Annotated in this window: 15 protein-coding genes, 1 tRNA gene and 1 rRNA gene; 16 read left to right on the top strand and 1 reads right to left on the bottom strand. The window is 34.0% G+C overall.

Annotated features, from left to right (window positions below; all coding sequences use genetic code 11):
• Positions 1-58: 58 nt before the first annotated feature.
• From rrf to HVS_RS11765, 10 genes are all read left to right on the top strand, one after another.
• Positions 59-175 (top strand): 5S ribosomal RNA (gene rrf, locus HVS_RS11810).
• 6 nt (positions 176-181) lie between these two features.
• Positions 182-257: transfer RNA gene (locus tag HVS_RS11805), tRNA-Asn, on the top strand.
• Between the two features lie 172 nt (positions 258-429).
• On the top strand, positions 430-1,692 hold the full coding sequence (locus HVS_RS11800) for a putative glycoside hydrolase (protein WP_101302623.1): 1,263 nt from the start codon (positions 430-432) through the stop codon (positions 1,690-1,692).
• Between the two features lie 162 nt (positions 1,693-1,854).
• On the top strand, positions 1,855-3,294 hold the full coding sequence (locus tag HVS_RS11795) for an ISLre2 family transposase (protein ID WP_235827484.1): 1,440 nt from the start codon (positions 1,855-1,857) through the stop codon (positions 3,292-3,294).
• Positions 3,295-3,890: 596 nt separating this feature from the next.
• Positions 3,891-5,159 carry a putative glycoside hydrolase gene (locus HVS_RS11790; protein ID WP_207654774.1) on the top strand — a complete coding sequence of 423 codons (1,269 nt, stop codon included), beginning with the start codon at positions 3,891-3,893 and terminating at the stop codon, positions 5,157-5,159.
• 372 nt (positions 5,160-5,531) lie between these two features.
• On the top strand, positions 5,532-7,835 hold the full coding sequence (locus HVS_RS11785) for a vitamin B12-dependent ribonucleotide reductase (protein WP_101302622.1): 2,304 nt from the start codon (positions 5,532-5,534) through the stop codon (positions 7,833-7,835).
• Positions 7,836-8,336: 501 nt separating this feature from the next.
• A complete protein-coding gene (locus tag HVS_RS11780) occupies positions 8,337-10,520 on the top strand; it encodes a family 10 glycosylhydrolase (protein ID WP_101302619.1) in 2,184 nt (727 codons plus the stop codon).
• A gap of 121 nt (positions 10,521-10,641) precedes the next feature.
• Positions 10,642-12,732 (top strand): S-layer homology domain-containing protein, encoded by a 2,091-nt coding sequence (locus HVS_RS11775; protein ID WP_159063452.1) that lies wholly within the window; start codon positions 10,642-10,644, stop codon positions 12,730-12,732.
• A 111-nt stretch (positions 12,733-12,843) separates the two neighbouring features.
• Positions 12,844-13,656, top strand: a complete 813-nt coding sequence (sigI, locus tag HVS_RS11770; RefSeq protein WP_341456953.1) for an RNA polymerase sigma-I factor — start codon at positions 12,844-12,846, stop codon at positions 13,654-13,656.
• Positions 13,649-15,169 (top strand): anti-sigma-I factor RsgI family protein, encoded by a 1,521-nt coding sequence (locus HVS_RS11765; RefSeq protein ID WP_159063451.1) that lies wholly within the window; start codon positions 13,649-13,651, stop codon positions 15,167-15,169. The genes sigI and HVS_RS11765 overlap by 8 nt, the downstream gene beginning before the upstream one ends.
• Before the next feature lie 33 nt (positions 15,170-15,202).
• Here the strand turns inward: HVS_RS11765 and thpR are convergent, their stop codons facing one another.
• Positions 15,203-15,751, bottom strand: coding sequence for an RNA 2',3'-cyclic phosphodiesterase (thpR, locus tag HVS_RS11760; protein ID WP_235827782.1), 549 nt, complete (start codon positions 15,749-15,751; stop codon positions 15,203-15,205).
• Positions 15,752-16,201: 450 nt separating this feature from the next.
• Here thpR and HVS_RS11755 point away from each other — a divergent pair, with 450 nt between their 5' ends.
• The 6 genes from HVS_RS11755 to HVS_RS11735 all read left to right on the top strand — a co-directional run bounded on the left by HVS_RS11755 (position 16,202) and on the right by HVS_RS11735 (position 20,445).
• Positions 16,202-16,999, top strand: a complete 798-nt coding sequence (locus HVS_RS11755) for a hypothetical protein (RefSeq protein ID WP_101302608.1) — start codon at positions 16,202-16,204, stop codon at positions 16,997-16,999.
• A 135-nt stretch (positions 17,000-17,134) separates the two neighbouring features.
• Entirely contained in the window at positions 17,135-17,728 is a 594-nt protein-coding gene (locus HVS_RS11750; protein ID WP_101298571.1) for a hypothetical protein, read from the top strand.
• A 49-nt stretch (positions 17,729-17,777) separates the two neighbouring features.
• Positions 17,778-18,497, top strand: a complete 720-nt coding sequence (locus tag HVS_RS17255; RefSeq protein WP_242971557.1) for a hypothetical protein — start codon at positions 17,778-17,780, stop codon at positions 18,495-18,497.
• Between the two features lie 101 nt (positions 18,498-18,598).
• Positions 18,599-18,835: a hypothetical protein gene (locus tag HVS_RS17250; protein ID WP_242971556.1), complete on the top strand. Its 237-nt coding sequence runs from the start codon at positions 18,599-18,601 to the stop codon at positions 18,833-18,835.
• Between the two features lie 2 nt (positions 18,836-18,837).
• Positions 18,838-19,635, top strand: coding sequence for an ExeA family protein (locus HVS_RS11740; protein ID WP_101302606.1), 798 nt, complete (start codon positions 18,838-18,840; stop codon positions 19,633-19,635).
• 108 nt (positions 19,636-19,743) lie between these two features.
• Entirely contained in the window at positions 19,744-20,445 is a 702-nt protein-coding gene (locus tag HVS_RS11735) for a polymorphic toxin-type HINT domain-containing protein (protein ID WP_242971555.1), read from the top strand.
• Positions 20,446-20,520 lie beyond the last annotated feature (75 nt).

Below are 20,520 nucleotides of genomic sequence, written 5' to 3'. Positions count from 1 at the left end.
TAAAAGCTTCATTACATTATATAATTTTGAGGGTATATCCTTAAAAAGTTTACAATTTTCTGGTGGCTATAACGAGGAGGACACACCCGTTCCCATACCGAACACGGAAGTTAAGCTCCTCAGTGCCGATGATACTTGGATGGAGACGTCCTGGGAAAGTAGGTCGCTGCCAGATTTATAATCCTCAATAGCTCAGTCGGTAGAGCATGCGGCTGTTAACCGCAGGGTCGTAGGTTCGAGTCCTACTTGAGGAGCCAAAATAAAAGGGAAAGATAATTATCTTTCCCTTTTATTTATTTTTAATGAATTTTTTAAGTGTTTAAATACAATTGTTATTTGAACATAATAAAGAATATAAAAATAAAGTGCAAAAGAAACTTTAAATTACCCTTAAAAGAATGCTAAATGTCAAAAGAAAAGGGGAGTAGAATGCAAAACAGGAGAATTTTAAGGATATTATTTGCTTCATTTATTATTACATCCGGGATAATTATTATTAATATAAGCAGCGGTATACCTGGTGCTGATAAAGAGAATGATTATATCAGTCCGTCACCTGATATTGAAAAATTAGATATTTCATTAAAAGATAGTGAAGATAATAATGTAAAAAACGAAGATGAAACAAAAGAAGATGGTGAAAGTGAAAATGATAATTTAAAAAAGGAAAGGGTAAAGGTAAAGGCTGTATATATTACAGGGGCTTCTGCAGGGAATGATGCCTTTTTAGATAAAATTATTAATTTTACAAAAAACACAGAGCTTAATGCTGTGGTTTTAGATGTTAAAGAAGATGGTAAAGTAAACTATAAGTCGGATTTAAAGAGTGTAAGGGACATTAATGCATACACCGAACTCTATGATGTAGACAAAGTTATAAAAAAATTAAAAGATAATGGTGTTTATGTTATAGGAAGAGTGGTATGTTTCAGAGACGACCACTTAGCTATGAAAAGGGCGGATTTAGCTGTTAAAAAAACTGATGGTTCCATATGGAAGGAAAACAATGCTATAGCCTGGACAAATCCTTATAATCAGGAGGTTTGGGATTATAATATAGAAATTGCAAAAGAGGCAGTAGATAAGGGATTTGACGAAATACAATTTGATTATGTCAGGTTTCCTGCAGTAAGCAGTAAACAGGTGTATTATGGGGAAAATCTCCCGGAAAAAGCAGATGCTATTTGTGGCTTTTTGAAAAAAGCTGCTGAAGAACTAAATAAAAAAGGTGTTTTAGTATCGGCAGATATTTTTGCAATAGTATGTGAAACTCCGGGGGATACAGAAGGTATAGGACAGGTTCTTGAAAGAGTTGGTATGGATATTGACTATATATCCCCTATGATTTATCCTTCACATTACGCCAATTCATCAAGAGGAATGATGGGAAACGGGGTTGGACAGAGTATAAATGGGGTAGTTTTTACTGCACCTGATTTAAAGCCATATGAAGTTGTTTATAATGTTCTGGAGAAAACCAAAGACAGAATATCCAAGGTTGAAAATTATAAAGCAGATGTAAGACCTTATATTCAAGGATTTACCGCTTCCTATCTTCCAAAGGGATATTATCAGGTATATGGACCCGAACAGATAAAACAGCAAATAAAAGCAGTGTATGATGCAGGTTTTGAAGAATGGATTGTTTGGGATGCGGGGAACAACTATGTAGAAGAAGCTTTTACCAGATGAATTAAAATGATTATAATTGAAAATGTGTACAAAATAGTGTCGTTAGCGTAAAGTTATTGTAGGGAATGAGACATAAAATACCATATATAATTGAAAAGAAGATGACATCCTGTTAAGATATTAATTAAGCAAAAATAATAAATAGAAAGGATGACATCTTCTATGTATAATAGTATACAACATTTTAATGAATTTGGGGTAAAAAGAATTGAAAAAAAGATAAAAAATTTTATTGAAGAAGGAAAAGACTTAGCTGATCTTGTTCTTGGTCTAAAAGAAGATTTATTTAAACTTGGACGCGATATACTTAAAGAAGTGCTTGAAGATATGGATGAATATTTCCGTAACTGTGAAATAAGGAAACAGTATTGGGAAATTATAAGAAAAGATAAAACAGCTATTTTAACGACATTTGGAACACTAAGTTATAACAGGACATATTTTAAGCATAAGGAAAATGGTAATAGACAACACCTAGTCGACAGGATTGTAGGTGTAGAACCACATGACAGAGTAAGTGCCGATGTTGTAATTAATGCAATAGATGAAGCAGCTGACAGCAGCTACAGAAAGGCAGGAGAAAAGGCGACATATATTGATGAAATCAGCAAACAAGCAGTGATGAATAAAATACATAATATTGAAATAGTTGAGCCTGAAATAAAAGTAGATAAAAAGAGAGAAGTAAAAATATTGTATGTTGAGGCCGATGAGGACCATGTAGCATTACAACAAAAAAGTATATTGAGACAGAATGAGAAGGGCAAGAGAAATACAATTATGCCAAAACTTGTATATGTGCATGAGGGAATTGACTTTGAAAAAAGTAATAAGAAGAGAAAAGTATTAAAGAATGTTCGATATTTTGGGGGAGTGTATAAGAATTCAGAAGATTTGTGGCTTGAAGTATCGGAATACATATATAAACAATATGACGTTGATTTTTTAGAGACGGTGTATATATCAGGAGATGGGGCGTCATGGATAAGGCAAGGAGTTAACTGTCTTTCAAAAAGTAAATTTGTACTTGATAGATACCATCTTCAAAAATACGTAAGAGTTGCGACCACACATTTAAATGATGAAGCAATAAGCCAAGATTTACAGGAGGCTTTGAATTTATCTGATAAAAAAATGCTAACAAAGGTTTTTAAAAAGATAATTGAAAAGACAGGCGATAATGAAAATAAAATAAAGGCTATAAAAAATGCAAAGCGATATATTTTAAATAATTGGGATGGTATAGAAATAAGGTCAAACAGAGGAATAGTGGGTTGTAGTGCTGAAGGTCATGTGAGTCATGTATTTTCATCCCGTTTAAGTTCAAGACCTAAAGGCTGGTCGAGAAAAGGTGTAGAAAAGATGTCAAAGCTAATAATATACAAGAAGAATGGCGGTAAGGTATATGACATAGTTATGGCACAAAAACAAAAAAAGTTAGCATCTAGTAGGCAAGAAATTCAGGAAAAATTAATTAAGGAATTAAAGAAGTCATCAAACAGGTATGAGAGTGTATGGAATAGTAATTTAACTGTTATTCATAAGGGGTGTAAAACTGGTTTATATAAAGAATTAAGGCGTATTATAGGTATATGCGGATAGGGATGAGGTAATAATAAAGCAAAAATTACGGGAAAGTTTACAAGTAAGCCTATCCAATAGGAATTATACATATCTGGAAAAAAGACAAAGAAAAAGAAAAAACATAAAAAAAGAAAAAGAAAAGAAAAAAGCAAAACTTTAGTACCATGACCCGCGGAGCCCTACTACTTGTCAAGGCCGGGCTTTGCCCGCTTGTTTTAGCCTTGACAAAATGGAAAATGGTACAATAGAAATACTTTTTTCTTTTAAAAGTAGCGTTAAAATGTGAAGGAACATAGATAACAAAACGTACTAATTTGTCACAAGTATTGAGTAAAATGAATTCTTTATAGAAAGAAAGAGTTATATGGTATAATAGACAATAAGTTAGAGGAATTATAAAAGAAAATAAGGCTCAAAATGATGTAAAACACTTTCGTTACTAAGAGACCGTTATTTGAAATAGTTGCACAAATAAAAAATGGGATGCCATCTACTTTTCTTTTTCCTACAATAAATTGACGCTATCAATAGTGTCAATTTCCAATGACAAAAATAAAAAAAATGATATAATTTAATTTGTATAAAAATTTAAGAAAATGGGGGTCATTATGTAAATGAAAAACAAAAGAAAAATAACAAAATTTACAAGGGAGAAAATTATATTAATTTTATTATCAGTGATGTTGGTATTTGTACTTACTTCATGTGGTAATGATTCTATTATACCAACGGATAATTCAATTTCTACAGATGAAACAGAAGTTGGTGATGAAAAACAGGGGAATGAGCAGAATTTAGACGGTGAAAGTGAAGGAGAAAATGGTAACGAAGATGGTAATGAAGAAGGTAGTGAAGAAGGTAGTGAAGAAGAAACAGAGCAGGAGGAAAAGATAAAAGTAAAAGCTCTATACCTGACAGGGTGGACTGTGGGAATTCCTGAAAATGTTGATAAATTTATTGATATTGCAAAAGATACAGAAATAAATTCATATGTAATAGATATCAAAGATGATGATGGTTTTGTGGGCTATGAATCACAAATTCCTAAGGTAAGGGAACTAGGTACATGGAAATATAAATATGATGCAAAAAGCGTTTTGAAAAAGTTTAAGGATAATGGTATTCACTTAATAGGCAGACTAGTATGTTTTAAAGATCCCCAGTTTTCTTCAAAGCACCCTGAGTGGGCGGTAAAAATGGCGGATGGAAGTTTGTACCGGGAGATAAACGGTGCCACATGGATTGATCCATATAGAAGAGAGGCATGGCCATATATTATAGAAATAGCAAAAGAAGCAGTAGAACTTGGATTTGATGAAATTCAGTTTGACTACGTCAGGTTTCCTAACGATGGTAATAAGAGTGCAATGCGCTTTAATAATGATGGTTCAGAGAAATATGAAATAATCAATGAGTTTTTAGCATATGCCAAAAAAGAGTTACCGGATGTTGTTTTGTCTGCGGATGTATTTGGAATAATTCTTGAAAGTCCTGAAGATGTTGAAGATATAGGACAGTATTTAGAGCTTATCGGAAAAGATATTGAATATATTTCTCCAATGGTATATCCTTCCCACTATGCAGTTGGACAAAAAGTAAACGGTGTTCAGTTTATGAAACCGGACCTTGAGCCGTATGAAGTGGTGTACCAAAGTCTTGTAAAAGGTAAGGAGAGAATAGGAAAAGTTGAGGGATATAAAGCTGATATGAGACCTTATTTGCAGGCGTTTACAGCCAGCTGGCTGGAAAGTGGGTATTATCAAGTCTACGGGGTAAAACAGATAAAGGAACAAATAAAGGCTGTGTATGATGCAGGATATGAAGAGTGGATATTTTGGGACCCTGCCAACAAATATCAAAAAGAAGCCTTTTATAATGAATGATTACAATAATTTTAAAATTTACAAATACTCAATTTAGTTATAAACTTAATTATAAATCCAATTATTACACTAATTAAAAAACAATTATAAACCTAATCATAAACCTGGTGTAAGAATAATGAAAACAATAAAAACAAAAAACAGCAGAAATTTACAGAAGGGATAAAGAACAGGTTATAGAGTAAGTTTAAAAAAATAACGGCAGCCTTTAAAAAGGCTGCTTATTTATTATTTTCTGAAGAATTATATATAGTCGATAAATATAGTTGAAAATTATTTATATTGACTTAAAGAACACTAAAAGATACAATATAGTGTACTGGTAAATAATCAGTATACAAAATATAGTATTTTTCTTTAAGGGGGATTACAATGAATATAACTGAAAATGCCATTAGGGTCTTAGAAAAAAGGTATCTAGCTAAAGACGAAAATGGCAGTTGTATAGAAGACCCTGCAGGAATGTTTAGAAGAGTCGCAAAAGCTGTTGCTGCTGCAGATAAGGAATATGTATCTGAAGAGGAGCTAAAGGAAATTGAACAAGAATTTTACAATATGATGTCCAACTTAGAGTTTTTACCTAATTCTCCTACCCTTATGAATGCAGGAAGACCTTTAGGACAGTTAAGTGCGTGTTTTGTGCTTCCAATAGAAGACAGTATGGAAGGAATATTTGAAAGCATTAAAAATGCTGCACTTATACATAAAAGTGGTGGTGGCACAGGCTTTAGTTTTTCCAGATTAAGACCTAAAGGAGCTTCTGTAAACTCTACAGGAGGCGTTGCCAGCGGACCTGTAAGTTTTATGAAGGTTTTTAACGCTGCTACAGAAGCAGTGAAACAAGGTGGGACAAGACGCGGGGCAAACATGGGAATTTTAAGGGTGGATCATCCTGACATAATGGAATTTATAACATGTAAAAGAGATAACTCGGAAATTACCAATTTTAATATAAGTGTTGGTATAACAGAAGAGTTCATGAATGCTGTAGAGAATGATGAAGAATATAATTTAATAGACCCCAGGACAGGAGAAGTTGCAGGGACTTTAAATGCAAAGAAAGTTTTTGATGTTATTGTGGATATGGCCTGGAATAACGGGGAGCCAGGTATTATATTTTTGGACAGGTTAAATAAGGACAATGTTACTCCTGAATTGGGAGAAATAGAAAGTACTAACCCATGCGGGGAACAGCCGCTGCTACCTTATGAGGCCTGTAACTTAGGTTCTATAAATTTAAGCTCAATGGTAAAAGACATTGATAATTCACCTGAGGTGGACTATGATAAATTGAAAACCGTTGTTTGGAAAGCAGTGCATTTTCTCGACAATGTTATTGATGTGAATAAATATCCCTTGCCTGAAATAGATGAGATGACAAGGGGTACAAGAAAGATAGGACTGGGGGTTATGGGATGGGCTGATATGCTTTGTAAGCTTAATATACCGTACAACTCCCAGGAAGCTGTGGATTTGGCGGAAAAAGTGATGAGTTTCATTCAAAGCGAATCTAGAAAGGCTTCAATTAAACTGGCTGAGAAAAAAGGGGTTTTCCCATACTATGATAAAAGTATTTACAAGGACAAGGATATAAAGCTGAGAAATGCCACTACAACTACAATAGCCCCAACAGGTACTTTAAGTATTATTGCAGGAGTATCCAGCGGTATTGAGCCCTTGTTTGCCATTTCATATATAAGAAATGTAATGGATAACGATGAATTAATAGAAGTAAACCCTATATTTAAAAAAATTGCTTTAGAAGAAGGTTTTTATTCAGATGACCTTATGAAGAGGATTGCAAAAAAGGGAACAATAAAGGGATTTTCTGAAATACCTGAATCAGTTCAGAAGATTTTTGTTACTGCCCATGACATTACTCCTGATTGGCATGTTAAAATGCAGGCGGCTTTTCAAAAATACACGGATAATGCAGTATCAAAAACCGTTAATTTAGCTAATCAGGCAACCAGAGAAGACGTTTATGATGTTTTTTGGCATGCATATAAGACAAACTGTAAAGGGGTTACAATTTACAGGGACGGAAGCAGGGATATGCAGGTACTCAATATTGGAAAAGTAAAAGGAAAGGAAGAAAATGCGAATAAGGAAGAGAGCGCTGAATACAAAGTAAAAATTTCTGCGGTAAAGGGCATTGCTCCAAGACCAAGGCCAGAAATTGCCACAGGATTTACAGAAAAAGTAAAAATCGGCTGCGGAAATCTTTATATTACAGTAAATTATGACGAAGAAGGGATTTGTGAAGTATTTACCAATACAGGACGTGCAGGAGGATGTCCTTCCCAGTCAGAAGCAACGGCAAGGCTTGTTTCAATTGCCTTAAGATCAGGAATAAACCATGAACATATAATTGAACAGTTAAAGGGAATAAGGTGTCCTTCCACCACAAGACAAAAGGGTTTAAAAGTTTTGTCTTGTCCTGATGCAATAGGAAGGCTTATTGAAAAGGTGGCAAAGATACAAAACGGGGGTTCGGTCAGCAGTGAAGTAAGCATTACAGATGAACAGAAGTTTCAGCGGCCCATGGCTAAAATAGGTCACGGCTTAGAAGAAAAAGGTAAAGAAGAGTCAATTTGCCCTGAGTGCGGTGTAAAACTTGAACACGAAGGCGGATGTGTAGTTTGCAGAAACTGCGGCTATTCAAAATGCGGATAAAAGTTTTAAAACAGTTTTTCTGTTTGTTTAATGCAAATAGAAAAACTGTTTTTTTAAAAAAAACTATTGTAAAATAGAGTTAAAATATATTAATTTTAATATATAAGATAATATAAGACAGGGGGATTGGCTTATGCTTATTAAAAGGTTAATGAATGAAAGAGGGAAAATATAGGCAAAGATGTTGATAATTTAATTTTAAAAATGCAGGGAAGCATTTTTATTGAGGGAAAAGAATATGGACCTTACATAGCCCCATCTAAGGAAGGAAAAAGTATAGAGGATTATTATCCCTATTTTATATATTTATAATTTTTGCTTTAGCACTAATAAAATATTAGTTTTTTTTTCTTATTGACTAACGGGAGATAAAGCCGTAATATATGAGTTAGCACGTAGCAATAAATTTTATGTATTCATTTTAATTGTATTTTATTATAATTCCAAAACTATAAGATTAAATTACAATGGGGAAAAAATTTTGTGGGGGATAGTGTTAAAATGTTTATACAAAAGAGGTTTTTGAGTTTATTTTTTGTTTTTTTAATTCTTACTACAGTACTTCCGTTAAATTTATTTTCACAGTCAAAGCCATGGGCTCCGTATGAAAAGTATATACCAAGTGAAACACCTCTTGCCAAAAGGCATTTTAGAGGGGTATGGATTAGTACGGTTATAAACCTTGACTGGCCCACTGTTGAAACAAGGGATATAAAAAATGATGAAGAGAGAATCAGAAAGAGTAAAGAAGAACTTATTGAAATATTAGACAGAGCAGTTGAGCTCAACATAAATGCCGTGTTTTTTCAGGTAAGCCCGGAGGGGGATGCACTTTATAAATCAGATGTTGTTCCCTGGTCTCGCTATCTTACCGGGACTTTTGGCAAAGATCCCGGGTTTGACCCTCTGGCATTTATAATTGAAGAAGCACATAAGAGAAATCTTGAACTGCATGCATGGCTGAACCCTTACAGGGTGTCCATGTATACTTCAGAGTCTACAAAAAACTCTTTAAATATTCCAAAGAGCATTTACAAGGAAAGACCGGATTTAATAAAAACCGCAAATAACCGCTTTGTTGTAGACCCCGGAATTCCTGACTCAAGAAAGTGGGTGGCGGACAGGGTAAAGGAAATACTGGACAACTACGATGTGGACGGTATACACTTTGATGATTACTTTTATTATGAAAAGTATGAGGGTGAATTAAATGACGATGAAACTTATAGAAAATACAATAACGGACGGTTTTCAAACAAAGGTGACTGGAGAAGAAACAACACATATCTTCTTGTAAAAGAGATTTCAGAATTGGTAAGACAGTCAAAACCTCATGTGAAATTTGGGGTAAGCCCCGGGGGTGTGTGGGGAAATAAAAAAGACGGTCTTGTTGACGGTTCAAATACAGATTCCAGCTACACAAACTACTTCAGATGCTTTGCAGATACTAAAAAGTGGGTAGAAGAAGAGATTATAGATTATATTGCGCCGCAGATTTACTTTAGCTTTGGAAATCCAAGGGCTCCTTACGGGGAAGTGGCGTCCTGGTGGGCAAATGTGGTTAAAGGCAGGAATGTCCACCTTTATATAGGACAGGCCCTTTATAAGATAAATGATGACTCAGACGGGTATTTCGTAGGTGAAAATGCCATACCGGAGTTTACAAGGCAGTTGAAATTCAATGTAGTAAAACCTGAAATACAAGGTACCATTATGTTTAGATATAAAAATTTTGAAGATGAGAAAAAACAGCCAATGGTAAATGTAATTGAAAAGGATTTATGGTCATCTAAAGCATTAATTCCCCTTATGCCCTGGAAGGGTGGAAAGGCACCTTCAGCTCCTGAAGCAGGGAAGGTTGAAATGACCCCGGAGGGAGTTAAAGTTTCCTGGGACAAAAATGATGAAAATGCAGCTTACTATGCAGTGTACCGTTTTAATGTAAATGAAGGTGCGGATATTACCTCTGATAAAAGCGCAGCAAAACTAATTGGAACAGTGAGGAAAAAAGACGGTGTGGTTCAGGAGTTTTTGGACAGAGAATTAAAAAATACAGATAGTGTATTTTATGTTGTAACTGCCCTTGACAGGCTTCATAATGAAAGTACAGGTCTTTCATTAAACACTGAAACTTCAAAGTACTTTCCGGATGTAGGCTATAAGTATTTGTGGGCAATGGATGCCATTGACGGCTTTTATGAAAAGGGAATTATAAAAGGTGACCACCGTGGTATGTTTAACCCCGGAGCCAACACCAAAAGAGGGGATTTTATCATCATGGTTGTAAATGCCCTAGGTTTGGATGCTGAGTATGAAGGAAACTTTTCAGATGTTAAGAAAGATTCCTACTACTATGATGCTATAGCCATTGCAAAAGAGCTGGGAATTATAAAAGGCATCAGGGAAGGAATATTCAATCCTGACGGAAATATAACCAGGGAAGACATGATGGTGATAGTAACCAAAGCCCTTGAAGTGTCAGGAATAGAGCTTGAAAAGCCGGATTTAGACAGTCTTTTGGAATATAATGATGCCCATGACATAAGCGGATATGCCAAAGAAGCAGTGGCAACCCTGACGAGTGCAGGACTGGTTAAAGGTTTTGGTGGGGGAGTTCATCCAAAACGCATGGCAACCCGAGCAGAAATTGTGGTAATACTGAATTTGATTCTGGAAACAATATGAAAACATATTAGAAATCATGAATAATTATAAAACTTTTAAGAACTCCACTGATTAATTTTCTGGAGTTCTTACTTTTTTAATGCCTCTAGGGGAGATTTTTATGAGAAGAGGAGGATATTTTATGAAGAAAAAAATTATTGTATTGATAATATTTTTGCTGTTATTGACTTTAATATCATTAAATAAATCTTATGACACAGGTGCATCAGGACAGCACCACATTAGGCTGTCTGAAGAATATCATATGAAAGATATATCTGACCATTGGTCAAGGGAACATATAAATGAACTTGTCTATATGGGAATATTAAAAGGCTATAATTTAAAGGCACAGCCTGACAGCAGAATAACCAGGGCTGAGTTTATCACCCTTCTGGTAAATGCCATGAATCTTGATAACTACAAAGTAGACGGAAAAGAGCATTTTAAGGATGTAAAAAAAGACAAATGGTACTATGTTCCCATTGAAACGGCGTACGAAAACGGAATAGTAAGAGGATACGGCGACAATACATTTCTTCCTGACAGGTTTATTTCCAGGGAAGAAATAGTGATTACTGTGGTAAATGCCCTTAAATTGCCGCAAAACCATTTGGAATATTCCATAAGATTTAATGATATAGGTGATAACTATCCTTATAAATTTCACTTAAATGCGGCAGCCGGGGCAGGAATAATAACCGGCTATAGCGACAATACTTTCAGACCTAAAAACAATGCTTTAAGATCTGAAGCGGCGGTTATTATAAAAAAGATGTTGGAGACGCATATTGAACCTGGTTCTGAAACTAATTCTGATGCAGAAAAATTAAATGAAGAAAAAGAAGATATTGTAAATTTAGTGGATAGTTATATTAACCAATATATTAATAAAAAAAATAATTTGAAGTCCGATATAGTATTTAATATAGAGAATTCAACAGGGAAGGCAAAGGAAGACAACATAACTAAATCAGCAATAATCCATTATTTTAACCAAAAAGGATATAGGGTTTTGGAAAATATAAAAAACCTGGATATACAGGTGGATAAAATATCCGGACGTATTGCAAAGGCAACAGCGGTTTATGATGTAAATTACAAAAGGTTTTTAAACGGTTCCGGAAATTTGGGGGATTATTCAAAGGATTATAAAGGGAAAAAGGAATTTAGTTTGATAAAAGTAAATGACAAATGGAAAGTGTATAATGTTAAAGAGCAATTGTTTAAAGATGGCAAAATCAATATGGTGTGGGAACAAATAAGTGTAAAGACTCCGGATATGTCAGGTGTAGAGCCTATGGAAGGTTTAAACATAGTATCCCCTACATGGTTTGAACTAAGAAATGATGATAATGTGCTGGGGGTTAAAGAGTCTGACCCTGTTGTTTTTAGTAACAGGCAGGGAAAAATTCATATGGTTGACATGGGGGATATGGAGTATATGAAATGGGCCCGTCAAAACGGGTATGATGTTTGGGGGCTTTTTAGAAATGAATTTGATATAGAAATTGCAAATAAGGTTTTAAACAGCAAAGAATCCCGTGAAAAAATGACAAAGCTTCTATTGGACTACACCTGGAAATATGGATTAGACGGGATTAATGTTGATTTTGAAAATATATACTTTGATGACAGGTATGTTTTATCCCAGTTTGTAAGGGAGCTGGCTTTTGTTTTGAGGGAGCAGGGAGTGATAACATCGGTGGATGTTACAAAAATTGAGCCGGGAAGCTGGACATGGTCAATGTGCTATGACAGAAGAGCATTTGGGGAAGCAGTTGATTATGTAGTTCTTATGGCATATGACCAAAATGGCAGCTGGAGCAAAAAAAGCGGTTCTGTTGCCCAGATTACCTGGGTGGAAGGGTCTTTAAAGGGTGTGTTAGAACAGGTGGCACCGGAGAAAATACTCTTAGGTTTGCCCTTTTATACAGTACTTTGGGAAGAACAAAACGGGAAGGTTGTAAAAAGCTCAGTTATTTCAATGAAGACAACACAAGACCTTATAAGGGAAAATAACCCACAGCTTATATGGGATGATATGAGCGGGCAGTATATTGCCACATATAAAAAGGGCAGCAGCACATTTAAAATATGGGTTGAAGATGCAGCCTCAATCAGGCTTAAGGCTTCTTTGATTGATAAATACGGCATTTCAGGTGTGGCCGGCTGGAGGCGGGGTCTTGAAACACCTGACATCTGGAATGAATTGAATGACATGTTAAATTAAGCATGCAAAATTAAACTTGTAATAATATCTTCCAAATAAAAGATACCCATATTGTCTTTTGGTATTTTCTTTGGTATATTTAACTTGACTCTTTTTATAGACACTAAAGGTATGTATAATTTCGAATTAGTTTTTGAAGAGAGGGGAATGATTTTTTTGACTCTTCCAAAGATAAACGGCATTAAAGGGAAAAACAATTATGAGAAGCTGTCCTATGATGAGTTTATTTCGGCTATAAAGGAAATTAAAAGGGGTAATGACAGTTTAAGAAATGATTTTATTGCTAAATATACTCCTTTTATTATAAGAGTAACATCAAATACTTTGGGAAGATATATTGACATACAAAATAGTGATGAGTTTAGCGTAGCATTATCGGCATTTGATGAGGCAATAGACTCCTTTGATGTGACAAAAAAATATAATTTCTTTTTGTTTTCTGAACAGGTGATAAAAAGGCGCTTAATTGACTATTTGAGAAGAAACAGGCATTTAAATGAATTTCCCTTTTCTTACTTTGGTGAGAGTCATGAATTTAAAGAAGAAACCCTTGGTTTTGCTTTTGATGTTGGTTATGAGGATGTGGAGAATAAAGAAGAAATTGAGAAGTTTAAAAAAGACCTTTTGGAATTCGGGATAAGTCTTATGGATTTGGCTTTAAGTGTCCCAAAGCACAGGGACTCAAGGAGGTTGTGTATTAGGATTGCAAAAATTTTAGCAGAGGATGAATCCTTGTATGAAGAACTTGTAAATAGTAAAAGGCTGCCCAGAAAAGGATTGAAAAAGAAAATAAAAGTACACACAAGAACCCTTGGCAATAATAGAAAATACATTATTGCATTATGTTTAATTTTAAAAAGCAATCTTAACTTGTCAAAAAGATACCTTGAGCACGCAATGGAAGGAGGCTATGACATTGAATAGAATTGGCATAGTATATGAAATGGAAGAAAAAAAGGCATTAGTGCTAACACCGGATGGTGAATTTGTTGTTGTAAAAAGGCAAAATCATATGTTGAAAGGCCAGCAGGTGACATTTGACAACAAGGATATATACAGAGAGAAAAAATGGATTAATAAATATACGGCCATTGCGTCAGCGGCGGCAGCTGTTTTTATTGCAGTATTTTTACTCTTGGGTTCTTTTAACTTTAATGATGCATATTGCTTTATAAGCATTGATATAAACCCTGGTTTTGAATTTTCTTTAGACAGCGGGTATAGAATAATAGAAGCTAAGGCAATTAATAATGATGCTAAAATTTTGCTAGATAGTATAGAAACTGACAAAAAGCTTATGGAGGATGTGTTTTTAGATTTAATAAAAAAATCAATAGACTTTGGTTTTATAAACCCTGAAAAAAATGATGTAGTCCTTGTTTCTGCCGCTTTAAATGAAAAGGATTCCGGTGCAAAAAGAAACGAGGATGAGGAGAAGATTTCAGAGTTTATAAACAGTATGAATGACTTAATGGACGGATTTAATGAAGAGTTTAACATTTCACTAAAGACATTGAAAGTTACAGCCAGAGAAAGAGAAGAAGCATTGAATAATAACATTTCAATGGGAAAATATAGTTTATATCTTAAAATAAAAGAAATGAAAAGGGATATTAAAATAGAAGATGTGGAAAAGATGAGTGTATCTGAGCTTGTGGGGATATTAGATTACAGGGCAAAAGATGAAGAGAAAATGGAAACAGCAGAGCAGGAGGGAACCCTTCAACCAGAAAGAGAGCCTGATGCAGTCAGGACTCCGGAGCAGGTGGTAACCCCTGAAGTAAAAACCCCTGACCCAGTCACAACACATGAACCGGAGGTACCCCCTCACGTATCCGGTACGCCCAAATTGCCTGTAAGTCAGGTGCCGGATGGTGAAACAGAGGCTACAATAGAGCCGTCACCTGCAACCGGGAGTATAAATATACCTACAACTCCGTCAATTCAGGATGCAGCTTCTACACCTGACAGCAAATATGCGGCTAAAAACACTTTAAAGATTCAGTATTTTTGTGAAGATAGTAATATTGAGCCTCAAACAATTGATTATAGTTTCAGAATTTTAAACACCGGTGATAGTGTAATTAATCTTAGTGATGTTAAAGTGAGATATTACTTTAAAGATGATGCAAATGTGCCTTTAAATTTATTTGTATATTTCTTTAGCCATGGAAGTGAGTCAGAAATCCAGGGAGAATTTTATGATTTAAAGGGAAGAAAAAGTGCGGATAAATACCTGGAATTAAGGTTTATGACAGGGAAAATAGAACCCGGGGAATTTGTCTATGTCCAGGGAGCTTTTCATAGAGAAGATTGGAGCAGGTTTAATCAAAGGGACGACTACTCATTTAACGCTAATGCAAACTCTTATGTGGATTGGGAAAGGATGACGGCATATATTTCGGATGTCCTGGTATGGGGAATTGAGCCGGATTAACTTAAAGCATAAAAGCCCTAACTTCTAAAAAAGTTAGAGCTTTTTAAATCCAAGAAGTTCATATTCACTTATTTTAGTATAAACTCTCTTGTTTTCAATCTGTTCACTTTTAAAAAGATACAGGCGGTCTACCGGTATTTTTCCTATATCAGGAGCTCCTATTGCTTCTTTTATTATAGAAAAATCACACTTAAAAATAACATCCTGGGCAATTGTTATATGGGGTACAAATTTTCTTTTTTCCTTAGGAAAACCTAAGGTAATCAAGGATTTATCAATTTCTTTATACAGCGATTCAAGTTGTTCTACTCCCTCAGAAATTCCAAACCATAATGCCTTTATAGTATTTCTGCCGGCAAAAAAACCTAAATCCCCAAAAGAGATGTTAAAAGGTTCCTTGCTACGGCATAAGTCTTTTAATACATTGTCTATTTGTTCTGCTTTAAGTACGCTTATTTCGCCTAAAAATTTTAATGTTATGTGAAAATTATCGATATGCTTCCATCTACCTTTTTGTGCATATTTTTCAAATCTTTTTTGAAAAGTGTTTAGTTCTTTTTTTACTGCCTGGTTAAAATCAATTCCAATAAAAGCCCTAATGGAAATAACCTCCCTCTTTAAATTTAGTTTTAAATGCTATTGCTTCTTATAATTGTTTTTGGAAGTGTTGGTGAAGGAAAAAATAACTTACAAGTTTTTTAAAAATAATTATTTATATTATTCATTTTAACATTATTAGTGACTGCATACAACTATAAAATTCAAAAACCATATTTTCATAGAAATTAGAAAATTAGTTGATTTTTCTAAATTATAATTATATAATATGATTAATCTTTAACTAGGTATGAAAAAACACAGAAAATGTTTATTTAGCAAGATATCCCAAAATTAACTTTTTTAAATCAAACTCAAGAATTCTTTAGTTTTCCAAAGAAATGCATATCTATTATTTTGAAAAAATAATTTTATTAATTAAATTTTTTACATATAAACTTTAATTAAATAACTAACAAAGGGGGATACAAAGCTATGGGTAAATTTAGTAAAATAATTGCATTTGTTTTAGCTTTTCTTTTAGTATTTCAGGCAGGTCTGTCTGGCAATTTTTCCAAAATATATGCTGATGAATTGGAAGAAAGTTTTGAGGCGGCAGAGGAAATTGCAGAGGACAGGATATTAGAAAAAAATGAAGGTTTAGACATAGATGCAGAAGAACTGGAACCATATAAAGAAGAAAAAGAAACAGAAAAGACAGAAAAAGAAAAGGGAAAAAAAGAAGCAGACGGGATAGAAAAGATAGAGGAGTTAAAAGAAGCAGACGAGATAGAAAAAGCAGAGAAGATAAAAGAAACAGATGATATAATAAAAACGGAGACAGAAAATACAGAGGAAATTGAACCTAAAACTGTAATTGATTCAAATGTTACTTTACATAAAGACACAGTATATAAAGATTTGTACATTCAAAGTGGGTCTCTTAATTTAAATGGGTACAAACTTGAAGTTTCTGGAAACATTATTCATTCTGGCGGGGTACTAAACATTAACGGGGGAAAACTTTTTGTAAAAGGTGATTACCGTATACAGAGGGAAAGAGAAACTAATGATGGTGTAGTATACGAAAGAGGCTCCGGCTATCTTAACATGACTAATGATGAGGATTATGTATGTATTGATGGAAGTCTTATAATAGAAAGTAATTATACCAACAGATTAACAGACGGAGCTTTAGAAATAAAAGGAGACCTTATTCAAAAGGGAAGTTATAATACTTTTAGTCCAAGTGAAAACCACTGGGTTATTTTAAGCTGTAGATTTTCATTTTAATTTAGGTAAATCTACCCTTATTTTATCACATTAAAATAGGTGAAAAAAATTTTTAACCCTACCGCAATTTGAAAAAATATTTTCACTTTACAGTAGGATTATTTTTTATAATATATTGCGGAGGGTGATGTAAAAATGCAATATATCTTCAATGTTCATGAAGGAATTCATGAATATATTAAACTTGGGAGAAATTATCCTTTTCCACCGCCACCAACTAAAAGATGTCACAATCCAAAATGCAATAAATTAGTTAGTTTCCGCAAACATGGCTTCTATGAAAGATATTATTACTCAAAAGAATATAAAGGGAAAATAGTAATCAGACGCTATATATGTCCTCTATGTGGATGCACCATATCATATATTCCTAACTTTTGTTTACCCGGATTTATTAATGCAATAAATCATATTTTTGAATACATATATAATTTATTTTATCGTAAAGGTAGTATTAATTCAGTTATAAAACAACTAAATCTAAAAAACAACGTACAGTTTTCAAGGCAAATTCTATACTATTACAGAAAAAAATTCATTAAAAATCTCAATACAATACAAAATGGATTAAGACAAATAATACACAAAGTGAAATTACCGGATGAAACTCTTGGAAACACAGAAAAAGCAAGAAACGTTTTAGCAATAGTAGTAAGAGAATTTCCCAACATTCAACTATTCTCTCAAAAATACTATCAAGCTACCGCTAAAACATTTCTTGCAGCATGATTATAACATTAAAATAGGATTTTAAAAAGCGTCTTATGAAAAATTTTTAATGAAATCAACCGCAACACCATATTTTCCTTTACTTGGGCAAATAACTATGGTAACATCCGTGGTAAAGAACAGCCTGACCGGTCATGGCTTCCTAAAAATGCAACAGGAGGTCAGGAATATGTTAAGTGAAGAGGTAAGAAATGCCATTGCGTTAAAAAGATTTTCACTGATAAGTCCGATCCTAAATGGACAAGTGAATAATCGTAAGGACTATTATGCTCAAATTTCATCAAAACCCGTAGAAATGCCACACTATGGCATAAGAAAATATTCACCTAAAACAATAGAGTCCTGGTACTGTGATTACATGCGTGGAGGATTGGATGCATTAAAACCCGGATACCGGAAAGACAGGGGTAATTGTAGAAAAATAGATACAGAACTTGCTGAAAAAATCCTTGAGACGAAAAGAAAATATCCTAAAGCGCCTACTACAATCATCTATGATAAACTAATAAAAAAAGGCATATTAAAAGAAGGGCAAATATCACTTACCACACTATACAGGTTTTTAAAATTTTCAAATCATGAAAGCATTTATGAAACTGAAGAGAAAAAAGAAATTAAAAGATTTGCACATCAATATATAAATGAGTTGTGGTATGGGGATTTAATGTATGGACCTTACATACAGGAAGAGGCATACCTTCCCTGCTCTATACGGACAATGGGAAGATTTACCGTTCACAGCAGTTTGAATTTATGTGCGCGGACGTAGGATGCGCTCTTATACATTCGAAACCCTTTGTTGCACATAGCCGGGGAAAAATAGAAAGGTTCTTTTTAACAGTTAGAAAAAAATTTTTATCCCAACTTAATATGAATAAAATTGAGAGTTTGGAAGAGCCGGTATTCATATACTATGAAGGCAAGAAAATCGGTGAAGCCTTGCAGGTTAATTTTCATGACAATGCCCATATGAAACGAAGGGGCAGACCTAAAAATTCTGAGTTAATAGTGGATTTACAAAATAACGAAGTATCTGTAACACATGCTGACATGCCTAAATCAAAACAAACAATTTTATTTAAAACAATTATGGAAGGAGAGAAATAATTATGTTCAGACAGTTTTTTGGATTAAAATACAATCCTTTTGGAAAAGAAATTGATATTTCTGATGTTTATGAAAGTGAAGATATTAAGGAATTAAATTCAAGATTTAAATATATTCAAAACATCCGGGGAATGTTTCTTTTAGTCGGTGAACCGGGAATGGGAAAATCCACCGCCTTAAGAAAATTTTCAGCCGGGTTAAATCCGGGACTTTACAAACCCTGCTATTTTTCTCTCTCTACAGTTACCGTTATGGATTTTTACCGGGGTCTTTTAATATCTTTAGGAGAAGTGCCTTCACATAAGAAGGTTACAATGTTTCATCAGATACAACAAGCAATAATGTCTTTGTACTATAATCAAAAAATTACTCCGGTTATTATCCTTGACGAGGTACAGATGCTGTCAAACAGCATACTTGAAGAATTAAGGCTTTTATTTAACTTTAAAATGGACTCTGAAAATCCTTTTATATTAATATTGTCGGGGCAATCGCAAATCAGGAACAAATTACAGTTAGCGGTAAATGCACCTTTAAAGCAGCGTATAGCCGTAAAATACGTAATGCAGGGGTTAAAGCCTGAGGAACTTTCAGACTATATTTTTACAAGGCTAAAGTCTGCCGGTTTACATGAAAATATATTTACCCAGGCTGCAATTGAAGCTATTTATTCTGCATCAAAAGGCGTACCCCGCCTTGTTAACAGTCTTGCAACCTCAAGCCTTATGTATGCTTGTTCAATAAAGCAAAAGCATGTAGATGAAGAATTTGAAAATTTGATTATCGCGTTCCTATTTTAATTTGAAAATATTCACTAATTTGTGGTAAAATTGACCTAAAATAATTTGAAAATATTATCTAATTTAATTTGAAAATTTACACTGTGGAGCCTTTATCAGTCAATTAACTTGAGTATTGAAATGATCAACGGGGGAATGTCGCGAGAACAGGTAGCAAGGTATCTGGCAGTACTTACGGCAACGATAATACTGACTACATTAATAGGAAAGGTATGTTTCACTGAGGATACCCTGATTAAGACGAAGGACGGCTATAAAGAAATCAAAGATATAGAGGTAGGGGATTTAGTTTACTCAGAAGACCCGCTGACAGGAGAAAAAGGACTAAAGAGAGTAACCAATGTATTTGTAAATGAAACCAGCGTTATAGTAAAGATTTATGTAGGAGATGAAGAAATAGAGACAACACCCACCCATCCATTTTGGGTAATAGGAAAAGGCTGGGTAGCAGCAGGTGACATAGAAGCAGGAGATAAGGTATACTTATATTCAGGAGAAGGAAGAGAAGTAAAGGAAGTAAGGTTTGAGTATTTAGATACGCCAATAAAAGTATACAACTTTGAAGTTGAAGACTGGCATACATATTTTGTATCAGAACATGATGTATTTGTACATAATAGTTGCAAAGGGTATGATAAGCAAAAAAAAGGAACTCCACGTAATAATCAAGCTCAAAATAAACAATTTAGAGATATAGTAAAAAAATTAAAATTAAATAAAAATCAACAAAGATTATTACACGAAGAGATTACCGGGCAAAACTATTCATATCAAGAAATTTTATCTATAGCGAAAGATATGTTTTGGTAACAATATTTAGGAGTATGGGTATTTAAATATAAAAATCATAGATAATATATGCCATATAAGCAAATTTTAGCATAT

Origin of the sequence: Acetivibrio saccincola, from assembly GCF_002844395.1 — a bacterium.
GTDB lineage: Bacteria > Bacillota > Clostridia > Acetivibrionales > Acetivibrionaceae > Herbivorax > Herbivorax saccincola.
This window is presented reverse-complemented; position numbering and strand designations above follow the sequence as displayed.